21 protein-coding genes are annotated in these 12,442 nt (G+C 56.9%); 19 read left to right on the forward strand and 2 right to left on the reverse strand.

Annotation, left to right across the window (positions count from 1 at the left end; genetic code table 11):
- The first annotated feature begins 156 nt into the window (after positions 1 to 156).
- The 4 genes from ACNKH3_RS08980 (at position 157) to ACNKH3_RS08995 (ending at position 2,253) form a co-directional block, all read left to right on the forward strand.
- Positions 157 to 309, forward strand: a complete 153-nt coding sequence (locus ACNKH3_RS08980; protein ID WP_420208977.1) for a hypothetical protein — start codon at positions 157 to 159, stop codon at positions 307 to 309.
- A gap of 91 nt (positions 310 to 400) precedes the next feature.
- Entirely contained in the window at positions 401 to 751 is a 351-nt protein-coding gene (locus ACNKH3_RS08985; RefSeq protein WP_420208978.1) for an IscA/HesB family protein, read from the forward strand.
- 186 nt (positions 752 to 937) lie between these two features.
- Positions 938 to 1,447 (forward strand): hypothetical protein, encoded by a 510-nt coding sequence (locus tag ACNKH3_RS08990; protein WP_420208979.1) that lies wholly within the window; start codon positions 938 to 940, stop codon positions 1,445 to 1,447.
- Complete coding sequence (locus ACNKH3_RS08995; RefSeq protein ID WP_420208980.1) at positions 1,444 to 2,253, forward strand: DsbC family protein; 810 nt, start codon at positions 1,444 to 1,446, stop codon at positions 2,251 to 2,253. Before ACNKH3_RS08990 ends, ACNKH3_RS08995 begins: the two co-directional genes overlap by 4 nt.
- Positions 2,254 to 2,320: 67 nt before the next feature.
- On the opposite strand, the gene ACNKH3_RS09000 is transcribed toward ACNKH3_RS08995, so the two are convergent.
- Entirely contained in the window at positions 2,321 to 3,025 is a 705-nt protein-coding gene (locus ACNKH3_RS09000; RefSeq protein WP_417916112.1) for a Crp/Fnr family transcriptional regulator, read from the reverse strand.
- A gap of 107 nt (positions 3,026 to 3,132) precedes the next feature.
- Here ACNKH3_RS09000 and hcp point away from each other — a divergent pair, with 107 nt between their 5' ends.
- The 6 genes from hcp (at position 3,133) to ACNKH3_RS09030 (ending at position 8,460) form a co-directional block, all read left to right on the forward strand.
- The gene (hcp, locus tag ACNKH3_RS09005) at positions 3,133 to 4,752 is read left to right on the forward strand and encodes a hydroxylamine reductase (RefSeq protein ID WP_420208981.1); all 1,620 of its coding nucleotides are present in this window, start codon (positions 3,133 to 3,135) and stop codon (positions 4,750 to 4,752) included.
- A gap of 60 nt (positions 4,753 to 4,812) precedes the next feature.
- On the forward strand, positions 4,813 to 5,553 hold the full coding sequence (locus tag ACNKH3_RS09010) for an HD domain-containing protein (protein WP_420208982.1): 741 nt from the start codon (positions 4,813 to 4,815) through the stop codon (positions 5,551 to 5,553).
- Between the two features lie 180 nt (positions 5,554 to 5,733).
- Positions 5,734 to 6,069, forward strand: a complete 336-nt coding sequence (gene cutA / locus ACNKH3_RS09015) for a divalent-cation tolerance protein CutA (RefSeq protein WP_420208983.1) — start codon at positions 5,734 to 5,736, stop codon at positions 6,067 to 6,069.
- 48 nt (positions 6,070 to 6,117) lie between these two features.
- The gene (locus ACNKH3_RS09020) at positions 6,118 to 6,834 is read left to right on the forward strand and encodes an ATP-binding protein (RefSeq protein WP_420208984.1); all 717 of its coding nucleotides are present in this window, start codon (positions 6,118 to 6,120) and stop codon (positions 6,832 to 6,834) included.
- Between the two features lie 164 nt (positions 6,835 to 6,998).
- On the forward strand, positions 6,999 to 8,216 hold the full coding sequence (locus tag ACNKH3_RS09025) for a sigma 54-interacting transcriptional regulator (RefSeq protein WP_420208985.1): 1,218 nt from the start codon (positions 6,999 to 7,001) through the stop codon (positions 8,214 to 8,216).
- Entirely contained in the window at positions 8,164 to 8,460 is a 297-nt protein-coding gene (locus tag ACNKH3_RS09030) for a helix-turn-helix domain-containing protein (protein ID WP_420208986.1), read from the forward strand. The genes ACNKH3_RS09025 and ACNKH3_RS09030 overlap by 53 nt, the downstream gene beginning before the upstream one ends.
- On the opposite strand, the gene ACNKH3_RS09035 is transcribed toward ACNKH3_RS09030, so the two are convergent.
- Complete coding sequence (locus ACNKH3_RS09035) at positions 8,457 to 8,678, reverse strand: hypothetical protein (protein ID WP_420208987.1); 222 nt, start codon at positions 8,676 to 8,678, stop codon at positions 8,457 to 8,459. The two genes, ACNKH3_RS09030 and ACNKH3_RS09035, sit on opposite strands and share 4 nt — an antisense overlap.
- A gap of 70 nt (positions 8,679 to 8,748) precedes the next feature.
- Between ACNKH3_RS09035 and ACNKH3_RS09040 the strand changes: the two genes are divergently transcribed.
- From ACNKH3_RS09040 to ACNKH3_RS09080, 9 genes are all read left to right on the forward strand, one after another.
- Complete coding sequence (locus tag ACNKH3_RS09040; RefSeq protein WP_420208988.1) at positions 8,749 to 9,192, forward strand: hypothetical protein; 444 nt, start codon at positions 8,749 to 8,751, stop codon at positions 9,190 to 9,192.
- A 126-nt stretch (positions 9,193 to 9,318) separates the two neighbouring features.
- Complete coding sequence (locus tag ACNKH3_RS09045; RefSeq protein WP_420208989.1) at positions 9,319 to 9,810, forward strand: hypothetical protein; 492 nt, start codon at positions 9,319 to 9,321, stop codon at positions 9,808 to 9,810.
- Positions 9,811 to 9,854: 44 nt separating this feature from the next.
- The gene (locus ACNKH3_RS09050; RefSeq protein WP_420208990.1) at positions 9,855 to 10,163 is read left to right on the forward strand and encodes a YtxH domain-containing protein; all 309 of its coding nucleotides are present in this window, start codon (positions 9,855 to 9,857) and stop codon (positions 10,161 to 10,163) included.
- Between the two features lie 49 nt (positions 10,164 to 10,212).
- Positions 10,213 to 10,623 carry a hypothetical protein gene (locus tag ACNKH3_RS09055; RefSeq protein ID WP_420208991.1) on the forward strand — a complete coding sequence of 137 codons (411 nt, stop codon included), beginning with the start codon at positions 10,213 to 10,215 and terminating at the stop codon, positions 10,621 to 10,623.
- Positions 10,616 to 10,801, forward strand: a complete 186-nt coding sequence (locus ACNKH3_RS09060) for a CsbD family protein (protein ID WP_420208992.1) — start codon at positions 10,616 to 10,618, stop codon at positions 10,799 to 10,801. Before ACNKH3_RS09055 ends, ACNKH3_RS09060 begins: the two co-directional genes overlap by 8 nt.
- 76 nt (positions 10,802 to 10,877) lie before the next feature.
- On the forward strand, positions 10,878 to 11,048 hold the full coding sequence (locus tag ACNKH3_RS09065) for a hypothetical protein (protein ID WP_420208993.1): 171 nt from the start codon (positions 10,878 to 10,880) through the stop codon (positions 11,046 to 11,048).
- Between the two features lie 104 nt (positions 11,049 to 11,152).
- Entirely contained in the window at positions 11,153 to 11,344 is a 192-nt protein-coding gene (locus ACNKH3_RS09070; RefSeq protein ID WP_420208994.1) for a hypothetical protein, read from the forward strand.
- Between the two features lie 93 nt (positions 11,345 to 11,437).
- A complete protein-coding gene (locus ACNKH3_RS09075) occupies positions 11,438 to 11,596 on the forward strand; it encodes a hypothetical protein (RefSeq protein ID WP_420208995.1) in 159 nt (52 codons plus the stop codon).
- A gap of 91 nt (positions 11,597 to 11,687) precedes the next feature.
- Positions 11,688 to 12,442: BON domain-containing protein (locus tag ACNKH3_RS09080; protein ID WP_420208996.1), on the forward strand; the 755-nt coding region annotated here is incomplete at its 3' end.

Below are 12,442 nucleotides of genomic sequence, written 5' to 3' on the forward strand. Positions count from 1 at the left end.
CAGGACTGACCCGCTCCGCTTCGGCGCTGCTATAAACTCGCTGAGTGCCGATTAAAAAATTAATATAATCGTACTCACTTACTTTGGATTTATTCATCCTGATAGGTTAACTGATTTTTACCAACTGCGTAACTCCTAAGATATTGGCGCCGGGCTATGATCATCGCTCGTCTCTTCTCCGGTTATGTGGTCTTGTCAGGCAGAATCAGCTCTTTTTTGCCGCAGGCAGAGCCGGTCTGCGCCTCGTCCGCATATCGTGACGGCATGACCACGTGGTGGAACCTCCGCCCGGCAGCGGCGGAACAATGAGATTGCCAAGCGGAAACGGTTTCGGGTACACTGACTGCAAACTAATTTCAGGCCGCGCTTCCGGCGGCCCGCACTTCCACAGGAGAAGACCATGCTTGAAATCACCGATTCGGCTGTCAAAAACGTCAAGGACTACCTGAGCCAAAACAACGTCACCTCCGCTGTCCGCGTCTCGCTGATGTCCGGCGGCTGCTCCGGCCCCAGCCTGAGCCTGTCGCTGGATGAGGCCAAAGACGGCGACCTGAACGTGGACAAGGACGGGGTCAGCTTCCTGATCGACAAGGGCCTGTCCGAGACCTGCGGCGCGGTGAAAGTGGATTTCGTCGAGTCCAGCGGCGGTTGCGGCTGTTCCGGCGGCGGCTTCACCATCAGCTGCGAGAAGCCCCTGCCCGGCGCGCGCAGCGGCGGCTGCGGCGGCTCCTGCTCCTCCGGCTGCTGCTGAGTTGCAGCAGGCAGGGGCGGAAATTGTTCGTCCCTGTCTGATGTTCATACCCGCCTTTCGTGATGCTATTTTTTTTATTCGTATTACTTGAACTCCGCATCATGTTTTTTCTTGTTCAGATTGCGTCAATAATGTTAGTTTCCGGTTAAAAAATGCAGCTTCAAGTCTTTTAACCAACGAGAAAACATGTTTGACGTGTCTGAATCAGCTTTGAAGGTGCTGGCCGAATATCTCGGCCAGCAGGAGGTCAGCGGCGTTGTCCGCATCACGCCGATGGCCGGCAACTGCGCCGGGCCGCATCTGCGGCTGCGGGCTGACGAGACGCGGCCCGGCGACAGCCTGTTCCAACGCGGCGGCCTGACCTTTGCCGTCGACAAGGAGCTGCTGGCCGAATGCGGCTGCATCCGCGTTGACTACGTGGAATCCACCAGCGCCTGCTGCTGCAGCGGCGGCTGCGCTGGCTTCCGCATCAGCGGGGAGAAGAAGTATCCCTTTGCCGGCAGATGCGTCACCGAGCCGGACCGCTGCGACCTGCGCTGCGTTGTCGGCACCCCCCCCCCCCGCAAGATCCTGCCCAAGCGAACAAGATGCTTGATTTTGCCGGGTGAACATCGTACATTGACCGTTGCCTGTTTTTCGCGCACACCGCTGGCCGGTCTGCTCCACCGCATCCTCAACCGATCGCAAGCACCATGACTGACTTGAAAGTTGCCGCTCTGCTTTTAGCCTGCTCCCTCTTCGCCGCCGCTCCGGCCTCCGCCTTTCAAGGAGGCGCGGACGGCTGCGGCGCGGGCAGCTGCCGGGACTGCCACGCTCTCAGCAAACAGGAAGCCGCCACACTGCTCAAGGACAAAGTGGGCGAGGTGCTGAATGTCCAGTTCAGCGAAGTGCCTGGCCTCTGGGATGTGGAGGCGGTGTATGAGGGGCAGAAGATACCGCTGTATCTCGATTTCTCCAAACAGTATCTGATCAGCGGCAGCGTGATCAAGCTGAAGGACGACGTTGACCTGAGCGAGCGGAGATATGTCAGCATGAACCGGATCGACACCGCCAAAATTCCGCTGGAGGACGCGGTGGTCATCGGCAAGGTCGACGCGCCGGGTAAAATCATCGTCTTTGACGATCCGGAATGTAAGTTCTGCGCCAAGCTGCACCCGGAAATGGAGAAGGTTGTCGCTGAGCACCCTGAGCTGGCCTTCTTCATCAAAATATTCCCGCTGCCGTCGCATCCCGGCTCCCTGCCCAAGGCCAAGGCGGTCATCTGCGCCAAAGCCAAAGGGGACAACAGCAAAGCCGCCGCCCTGCTCGCCGACGCGCTGCACGGCAGGCCGGTGCCTGCCCCGGACTGCACCACGGATCAGCCGGAAAAAAATGTCGCGCTGGCCAAAAGTCTGGGCATCGGCACCACTCCGACCCTGATCATGCCGGACGGGCGGGTGCTGCCCGGCTACAAAAAGGCGGCGGACATTGTCGCGCTGGTGAACGAGCCAGCGGAAAAATAACGGCTTTTTTTGCCATAGCGGAATGCTTGCAGGTCTGATCCCGCGCCGGGGTCAGACCTTTTTTGTTTCAGCCCTGCCGCCCCCGCAGCGCCTCATACTTGAGCAGCTCAATCTTTCTGCCGTCCACCCGGATCAGCCCTTCCTCGCTCAGCCCGGCAAAAACGCGCGACAGGGTTTCCGGGCTGGCGCCGAGCAGGCTGGCTAACTGACCCTTGGGGATGTCCAAGGTCACGCAGTCGCTGCGGCCCTGCTCTTCAGCCAAATACACCAAATGCGCGGCAAGGCGGCTGGGCACCTCCTTGAGCGAAAGGCTTTCGATCTGGGCCGCGAACTGGCGCAGCCGCCGCGAGAGCACAGCGAGCATGGACAGAGCCAAATCCGGCGAGGAGCTGATCAGGCTGACAAACTCGCGCCGGGGAAAGAAGAGCAGATCCGCCGCGCTCAGGCTGACCGCGCTGGCTGGAAAAACCGCCTGACCGCTGAAGACCGGCACCTCACCGAAGGGCTCGCCGCGTCCGAAGACGTGCAGGATCTGCTCCTTGCCCTCCAGCGAGGTCTTGAAGATTTTCACCTGCCCTTGGGCGACCAAATAAAAACCGGCTGCCGCGTCGCCTTCAAGGAAAATGACCTCGTTTCGGGCAAAACGCCGCTCCTGCGCGACAGCGGCCAGCCGAGCCAGCAGCGGCGGCTCCAGTCCTTTGAAGAGCAGCGATTCGGCCAGCAGCAGCTCCCTGCCGCTCAGAGGCAGGCGCAAATTCGGTTCGATTTTCATTTTTCTTGACATGGATCAAGGGAAAGGGGTCTTATTGCAGGTACAGTGTTCCTATACTCAGGAACTGCTGCTGCGCGCAATCAAATTCATTTCAGGAGGAAAAGGACATGTACTGCAACCAATGCGAACAGACCGCCAAGGGCATCGCCTGCACCAACGCCGGAGTCTGCGGCAAGAGCGGCGAGCTGGCCGACATCGAGGACGTGCTCATCTACGCCCTCTGCGGACTGTCGCTCTATGCTGACGCAGCCCGCAAGCAGGGCATAATTGACGCGGCCTTGGACCGCTTCACGATGGAGGCCGTTTTCTCCACCCTGACCAACGTCAACTTTGATCCCGACCGCTTTGCCGCGCTGATCAGCAAGACCGTGGAGCTGCGCGAGGCGTTGAAGACCAAGCTCGGCACGGCTGATATTGCCCATCCGGCGGCCTCTTTTGTTCCGGCGGACACGGTCAACGGCTTGGCCGAACAGGGCGCGGCTTTGAAGTTCATTGAGAGCTTGGATGCGGACGAGAACATCCGCTCGCTCAAACAGACACTGCTGTACGGCCTGAAGGGCATTGCCGCCTATACTGACCATGCCGCCATTCTTGGCCAGGAAGATCCGGCCATTGCAGGCTTCATGTATGAGGCCATGTCCGCGCTGCTGGCGCAAGGCTTGACCATTGAGCAGTGCGTGCCCGTGGCCATGAAGGCGGGACAGATCAACCTGCGGGCGATGGAGCTGCTCGACGCAGGCAACACCGGCAGCTACGGTCATCCTGTGCCGACCTCAGTGCCGCTCGGTCATCGCAAGAACAAGTGCATCCTCATCACCGGCCATGACCTGCGCGACCTCCAGATGCTCCTTGAGCAGACCGCTGGCAAGGGCATTGACGTGTACACCCACGGCGAGATGCTGCCCTGCCACGGCTACCCGGAACTGAAGAAGCACCCGCATTTCTACGGCCACTTTGGCACAGCTTGGCAGAATCAGCACAAGGAGTTCCCGGAATTCCCCGGCCCGGTGCTCTTCACCACCAACTGCATTCAGAAGCCGCGCGAGGACTACAAAGAGCGCATCTTCACCACAGGCTTGGTCGGCTGGCCGGGCGTGACGCATATTGCCAGCAAGGACTTCAGTCCGGTGATTGAGAAAGCTCTGGCAATGGAGGGCTGGCAGGATGACGCGGACAAAGGCAGCGTGCTTGTCGGCTTTGCCCGCAACGCGGTGCTTGGTGTGGCCGACAAGGTGATCGAAGCGGTGAAGAACAAGCAGATTCGTCACTTCTTCCTCGTTGGCGGCTGCGATGGCGCCAAGCCGGGCCGCGACTACTACACCCGCTTTGTCGAGCTGGTGCCCAAGGACTGCGTGGTGCTGACCTTGGCCTGCGGCAAGTTCCGCTTCTTTGACCAGCAGCTTGGCGACATCGGCGGCATCCCGCGTCTGCTCGACGTGGGCCAGTGCAATGATGCCTACTCGGCCATTCAAATTGCTGTGGCCCTGTCCAAAGCCTTTGGCTGCGGCGTGAACGAGCTGCCGCTGTCGATGATCATCTCTTGGTATGAGCAGAAGGCGGCGGCCATCCTGCTGACTCTGCTTTCGCTGGGCATCAAAGACATCCGTCTTGGGCCGACGCTGCCTGCCTTCATCAGCCCGGCAGTGCTGAACTTCCTCGTCGCCACCTTCGGCATCAGGCCGATTGCGGCCACGCCGGAGGAAGACTTGAAGGCGATTCTGGGGTGAACATGCCTGCGTTAGGGCACGGCAATGCCGTGCCCCAACAGTTATTACGGAGGAAACATCATGCAATGCCCCGGACAGGACAGCCGCTACTGGAGCGGCGAGGCGGTCTTTGAAAGCAATTGCCCGCACTGCGGCCAGGCGGTGGAGTTCTTCAAGGACGACAGCCAGCGCACCTGCCGCAGCTGCGGTCGCAAGCTGCTCAATCCGAAGATGGATTTCGGCTGCGCCTCCTACTGCCCCTTTGCCGAGCAGTGCCTCGGCTCGCTGCCGCCTGAGCTGGCCGCAGCCAAGGGCGGCCTGTTCAAGAACAAGGTGGCCGCGTCCATGCGCAGCTACTTTGACAGCGACAGCCGCCGCATCAAGCACGCTGAAGCCGTGGCCGAGCAGGCGGCGCTGATCGGCAAGGCGGCAGACGGGGCGGACATGATGACAGTCATGGCCTGCGCCTATCTGCACGACATCGGCATCAAGGAGGCGGAACGCAAGTTCAACTCCTCGCTCGCCCGCTATCAGCACAGCGAGGGGCCGCCCGTGGCCCGTGAGCTGCTGACCGCGCTCAAGGCGCAGCCGGAGCTGATTGACGAGGTTTGCGACATCATCGGCCACCACCACAGCCCGCGCGAGACCGAGACGGTCAACTTCAAGGTGCTCTATGACGCGGATTTGATCGTCAACATGGCCGAGCAGTATCAGGAAAAGCCGCCGACGCAGGCGCAGTTGGATAAGCTGCTCGGCCTGCTGCTGACTGAGGCTGGCAGAGCGCAGGCCAAGACCGCCTTGCAGCGGTTCGTGCAAAGCTGATCCAGCGATGCCCGGCGCAAACGTCGGGCGAGGAATTTTCAAAACGTCGAGCGAGAGTCCCGCAGAGTGTCGAGCGAGTCTCTCACTTAGACTCGAGCGAGAGAGTTTGAAAACCTCGCTCGACAAAATTCTAAAACGTCGGGCGACAAATCTGAAATGGCTCGCCCGAAGGAGTCGGCCATGAACGAAGACAGCTGCTGCATCGTCATCACCACCTTTTCCGACGACAAAAACGGCACGGACATCATCACGGCCCTGTTAGACAAGCGGCTGGCCGCCTGCGTGCAGGTCATGCCCATTCAAAGCTGGTACCACTGGCGCGGCACGATCTGCCGCACATCGGAAAAGCTGCTGCTGATCAAGACCCTGCCTTCCCTGTTCCCCCAAGTGCAGGACTGCATTCTCGTCCATCACGCCTACGAGCTGCCGGAGATCATTCAGGTGCCCATCACGGACGGCCTGCCCGGCTATTTAAACTGGATCAGCAAGGAATGCGCCCAGCCCGATGCCTGCTGAACCAGCCGCCGTCCTGCTCCATCCCTCCACTTCTGCCCACGAAAGACCATGAACGCGACACGGAAGATCATCGAGATTGATGAAGAACTCTGCACTGGCTGCGGCGAATGCGTGCCCAACTGCGCGGAAGGCTCGTTGCGGATTATCGACGGCAAGGCCAGGCTGGTGGCGGACAAGCTCTGCGACGGCCTTGGCGCATGTCTGGGCCATTGTCCGACCGGCGCATTGAAAATCATTGAGCGCGAGGCCGAGGACTTTGATCAGGAAGCCGTGGATCTGTTCCTTGCCCAAGAGGGGAAAAGCTGCCCGTCCGCCCAGCTGAAGATGCAGCAGCCGACCGCCTGCGCAGCGGCCAACGCGCCCGGAGAGCAGACCGGCGGCGCGCTCAGTCACTGGCCAGTGCAAATCCGGCTGGTGCCGGTCTCCGCGCCCTTCTTGGAGAACTGCGATTTGCTTATCGCCGCTGACTGCACCGCTGTTGCCTACGCCAATCTGCACCGCGAATTCCTGCCGGGCCGCAAGGTGATGATGGGCTGCCCCAAGTTCGATGACCAGCAGCTCTATGTGGAACGCTTCACTGAGCTGTTCAAGACCAGAAAGCTGAAGTCCGTGACCATCCTGATCATGGAGGTGCCCTGCTGCGGGGCCATGCTCCAGCTCGTCCGCCACGCCTACGACCAGGCCAAGTGCACGGTGCCGGTGCGGCAGGTGGTGATCTCCACAGAAGGCAGTCTGCTGGACGGGCGCAACTGGCTGAACGATTAGACCTCTTTGCGGAGCTGCCTCTGCGCACAGCGGCTGCACGAAGCATGTGCCATGTAGGGGCGAAAAATTTTTCGCCCCTACTCAAGTTGCAGCTTATGCGAGAGGCCGATTGAAGATGGCGCAAGACATGCGCGACCGTTAATCCTCTTCCCATGCACAGGATCATGGAGCAGATGCAATCTTCTGAAATCCGTTATCGGCGGCTTTTTGAAGCGGCACGAGACGGCATTCTGATTCTTGATGCCGAGACAGGGGAGATCACGGATGTGAATCCCTTTCTCGTGGAGCTGCTGGGCTATTCCTACGAAGATTTCTTGGGTAAAAATCTCTGGGAGCTGGGAGCGTTCAAAGATGTTGCGGCATCAAAGGCCGCGTTCGTGGAACTGAAGCAGAAAAGGTATGTCCGCTACAACGATCTGCCGCTGAAGACCAAAGACGGTCGGCTGATTGCGGTGGAGTTTGTCAGCAATGTCTATCAGGCTGGTCAGGAGGAAGTGATTCAATGCAATATCCGTGACATCACCGAACGGAAAAAGATTGAAGCGGCCTTGCTGAACGCCAGCGCGGAACTGGAGCAGCGCGTGGAAGAGCGCACGGCTGAACTGCGGACGGCACTGGCGGAAATCAGCACGTTGAAAGAACAGGTTGAGGCTGAGAATCTCTTTTTCCGCAGAGAGCTGCGGCTGAAGTATCAGTTCAACCAGATTATCGGCCAAGACAGCGGCCTTAGAGATGTCCTCCGCATGGCCGAGCAGGTCGCGCCCGGCAACACCACGGTGCTTATCCTTGGCGAGACTGGCACCGGCAAAGAGCTGATTGCTGCCGCCATTCACGATATGAGTCCGCGCCGGGAACGTCCTCTGATCACAGTCAACTGCGCCGCGCTGCCCGGCAATCTGATCGAAAGCGAACTGTTCGGGCGTGAGAAAAGCGCCTACACCGGAGCGGACACCAAGCAGGCAGGCCGATTTGAAATCGCGGACGGTTCCACCCTCTGTTTGGATGAGATTGGTGAACTGCCGCTCGAACTCCAGGCAAAACTGCTCCGGGTCATTCAGCATAACGAGTTTGAGCGGCTGGGATCGTCCCGCACGGTCAAAGTGGACGTGCGGCTCGTGGCCACCACCAACCGCAACCTTGAGGAAGAGGCCAGCAAGGGCAGGTTCCGCCCAGACCTCTACTATCGGCTCAACGTCTTCCCGCTCACCGTGCCGCCCTTGCGGCAGCGGAAAGAAGACATTCCGCATGATGGTTCATGCCTTTGCCGAGCGATACTCCAAAAAGCTCGGCAAAGCGATCACCTCTGTCCGCAAGGAGACGATCAGGGCCTTGCAGGACTATCCTTGGCCCGGCAACATCCGGGAGCTGGAAGGTGTTATTGAGCGGGCAGTGATTCTCTGTGTCGGCCCAGTGCTGTATCTCACCGACGAGCTGAAGATTCTCGCCCCGCCTGCTTCGCTGTCTGACACGCAGACGCTGGAGGAGACAGAGCGGAATCAAATCATCAAGATCCTCTTTGCAACCAGATGGCGGATTGAAGGCAGGGACGGCGCAGCACTGATTCTTGGCATCAATGCCAGCACCTTGCGCGCACGAATGCACAAGCTCGGCATCAATCGCCCCTAAATCTGATCAGCTGCTTCGCTTCCCAGCACCGCCCGCCCGTCTTTCCTCCCTTGCCCCGCCACATGCCGAGGTTTTCGGCCAAATATTGAGGCCAGCAGCATTGCTGCGCCGTTCTTTTTCTCTTCAAGCAGCACCCAAGCCCTTTTAATATCACAATATTTTATTTCCTCCGCAAACTGGCCCGCAGTTTGCAATAGTGATTGCATCCCTGCGTTCATTCGGCCCACTGCCGGAGAAAGCCTTGGAAGAAGAACCTGTTCGAGAGAAAAATCTCAGCAATGAAATGCATTGCTGATCGCATTCACCAAGGGAACAACTGCCGTGAAAAAGAATACTCTCATCTCGTCGCCTGTCACCAGTGCTGCAAAGAAAGCAGCCGGACGCGCCGTCCTGTTTGTCGCATCGTTTCTTGTGCTTTCGCTGATTGCCTGCAATGGCCCTGCCGGGCCGGCGGGAGAGACCGGTAACACTGGCAATACTGGTAACACTGGAGCGCAAGGAAACCAAGGCAACACCGGGAATACCGGAGACACCGGTTATACAGGTGCTAAAGGAGCGCAAGGCAACCAAGGCAACGCCGGGGATACCGGTTATACAGGTGCCACAGGAAAAACTGGCAACACTGGAAATGACGGCAAAGCCGGAGCTGAAGGTGCGCAAGGCAACCAAGGCAACACCGGAGACACCGGCAAAAAAGGCTCAGGTGCTACAGTAATTATCGAAAAAGAATAATCGAGTTTATGAACTGCGGACGTTTGAGCGGTCAGCAGACATGTTGAAAGGGAAGTGTTTGGCAGTTCGTGGAGGTTTCTCTGAATTCCGGGCTGGTTTAAAAAAATATCTCAGCAATGAAACGCATTGCTGATCGCATTCACCAAGGGAGCAACTGCCGTGAAAAAGAATACTCTTATCTCATCGCCTGTCACCAGCGCTGCAAAGAAAGCAGCCGGACGCGCCGTCCTGTTTGTCGCATCATTCCTCGTGCTGTTATTGAGTGCCTGCTCCGGCCCAGCCGGCCCTCGCGGCATGACCGGCAACACGGGAAACACTGGCAACACAGGCAACACCGGGTACACAGGTGAAACCGGAGCTGATGGCGACACCGGCTACACAGGCGCAACTGGAGCCACTGGCGCTCAAGGCAACCAGGGCAATACTGGAGATACCGGAGACACTGGCTATACAGGTGCCACCGGAAGAACTGGAAATACCGGCAACACTGGAGATACCGGGGATACTGGTTATACAGGTGCCACCGGAGCAACCGGAAGGACTGGAAATACCGGCAACACCGGAGCAACTGGCAGCAGAGGCAGAGGTGCCACCGTGATTGTTCAACCAGATTTATGAACCGCAGACGATTCAGCGGACAGCAGCAAGGAGAGGAGATGATTATGTCAGAACATGAAAAACACCCCAGTCATTTTGCGATGTTCTTCTTGATGGGCGGCGTGCTGGGCGCATTGGCAGGCATTTTCTTCGCCCCGAAGTCGGGCAAAAGACTGCGGGCTGATCTCAGAAGCAAAGGCAGCAATGCGGTCGATGACACCAAGGAAATGTACGCTGATGTCAGCACCAAGGCAAAGGACATCATTGAGGATGCCGAGCATCAGGCAGAAGTGCTGAAGCAGGAGGCGGAAAGCTATCTTGCAGAGGCCCGCAAGAAAGTGAAAGCCCTTTTTGCCAACGGCGAAGAAAAGTAAGACTGAGCGTCCGGCGTAACAGCGGAAGTTTGAACGCAGGGAAATGACAATGGAAATACTGCTGGCGGTCAGTGTCACGGTCATTGCGGCGGTCATGGTGATGAGGGCTGTTTTTGAGATTCTGGCCCTTGTCCAAGTTCGCCGGGCCGCCCGCGAAGCCGAGAAACTGCTTGCTTCGGTCAGCCGTGAAGTCAGCGTGATTTCCAGCGAGATCAAACGTCTTGTGCAGTCTATTCATGAGCAGACAGAACGGGTTGAAGACAGCATTGAAACCTTTCATGCCATGGCTGCTTGGATGAAAGCGTTTCAATCCGAGGTCAAACCGGGCATTGAAGAAACTCTCTTGCAGTTAGCCGCAGTCCTTGGCGGCGTGCGGCGAGGTCTTGAGGCCGTCAGCAGCATGTATGGCAAGAAAACAGATTCTGAAAAATCGCAGCACCGGAGAAATAGAAATGAGTGAGCATTCAAGCATGAAAAATCGCATAACAGGAAAGTTCCATCAAGTGAAAGGGAAGGTCAAGGAGAATGCTGGGAGATTGTTTGGCAATCAGGAACTGGAAGCTGAGGGCAGGAAAGAAAACTTGTCAGGCAAAGTTCAGGATAAAATCGGCCAAGTCGAGAAAGTGTTAGGCGTGTAGAGATGGAAGAATAAATGAAGAAAAGCAGGCAATCTGGTTTGGCTTTTTTTCACGAAGCAGCAAAGGAGTTGTTGTGATGAAGAGTGAAAAACCAAGAAGAAAGGGTCAGAACACAGTGGAATTTCAGCAAATGCCGGGCAGAATTTATTACACTGCCGGGAAGCGCACTGATCACCAGAAGATGAAGACAAGAACGAGAGAAGAAGATGCGGCATGTGGCAAGGTTGAAGACGCGCTGGAACTGTGAGCAAGATGAATTCAGCACGGAAAAAGGACAAAGCAGAAGAGGCAGGCAATTCTGCCTGTCTCTGAGAGCCTGTCTGTAAAAAGAGCAGCAAAGGAGAAATCGCAATGAACGAAAACACAGCGTATCCTGACAGCACTTGTTCCCCAAATTACCAGCCAGAAAGTGACGAGCAAAAAGCGAAGAACAAGCATGATGAGGAAGTGAGGCGCGCTAATCAGCAGAAGATGAAAGATGAGGACAAGGACAGGAATTCAGCCGACAAGAAAGCTGAAAGAACACAAGGGCAACACGCGTAACGAATTCTGCGTGAATGGATGAAGCGAAAGAGGCAGGCAATCTCGCCTGCCTCTGCGAGCGTGTCCGAAGAACTTGAGCAAAGGAGAATCGCAATGAATGACGATATCGAACAGCCGAACAGTGATGCGCAAAAAGCGAAAGCGGCAGATAAATCAGCTGACGCGAAGCGTGATGATCACAAGAAGAAAGAAGGCAAGCACGATAAAACAGCTGACAAAAAAGTCGGCAAGGAACATGGGCATCATTCGTAATTGATTGATTGCGCAAGGATAGAGCAAGAGAGGCAGGCAGCGCCTGTCTCTCTCAGCATGAGCTGAAAAAAAGGATAATAAAAGGACCATAATGAAAACCATGTATTTTTCAGTTTTAACGGTGGCTGCCGCTGCGGTCGTGATGGTGGCAACCAGCACCCCTGCGATGTCGACCGAGATGGATGACCGCATTGAATCTTCGTTCAAACAGAGCTTCATTTACAAAAGATATCTGAAGGATGAGAAAATTAAGATCAGCTCAAAAGAAGGAGCGGTCATTCTCTCCGGCAGCGTGTCTGATGAAAGCGGCAGACTGATGGCCCAGAACATCGCCGAAGCCCTGCCCAATATCAAGAGCGTGGAAAATCACATTGAAATAACAGGCGAGCGGCCTGCCGAGAAGTCTGATATCTGGATCGGCATGAAAGTGAAAGTCGCGCTCATGTATCATCGCAATGTCAACGCCATGAAGACAGAGGTCAGTGTGAAAGATGGCATTGTGACCCTGAAAGGCGAAGCCTCCAGTCAGGCGCAGAAGGAACTCACCTCTGAGTATGCCAAGGATATTAACGGGGTGAAAGAAGTGAAGAATGAGATGACGACAGCAGCGGCTCCTGAGCCGGAGACGCAGACGATAACAGAGAAGATTGATGACGCATCAGTCACTGCGCAGGTCAAGATGGCCTTGCTGACGCATCACTCGACCAGCTCCATCACCACCAAGATTGCAACCAAGGACGGCGAAGTGACCTTGACCGGCATTGCGAAGAACGATGCTGAAAAGTCTTTAGTCACTAAACTCGTTGCTGGTATTCAGGGTGTGGTCAGCGTCAATAATCTGATGAC

Origin of the sequence: Candidatus Electronema sp. JC, assembly GCF_048287365.2 — a bacterium.
In the GTDB taxonomy this organism is placed as follows: domain Bacteria; phylum Desulfobacterota; class Desulfobulbia; order Desulfobulbales; family Desulfobulbaceae; genus Electronema.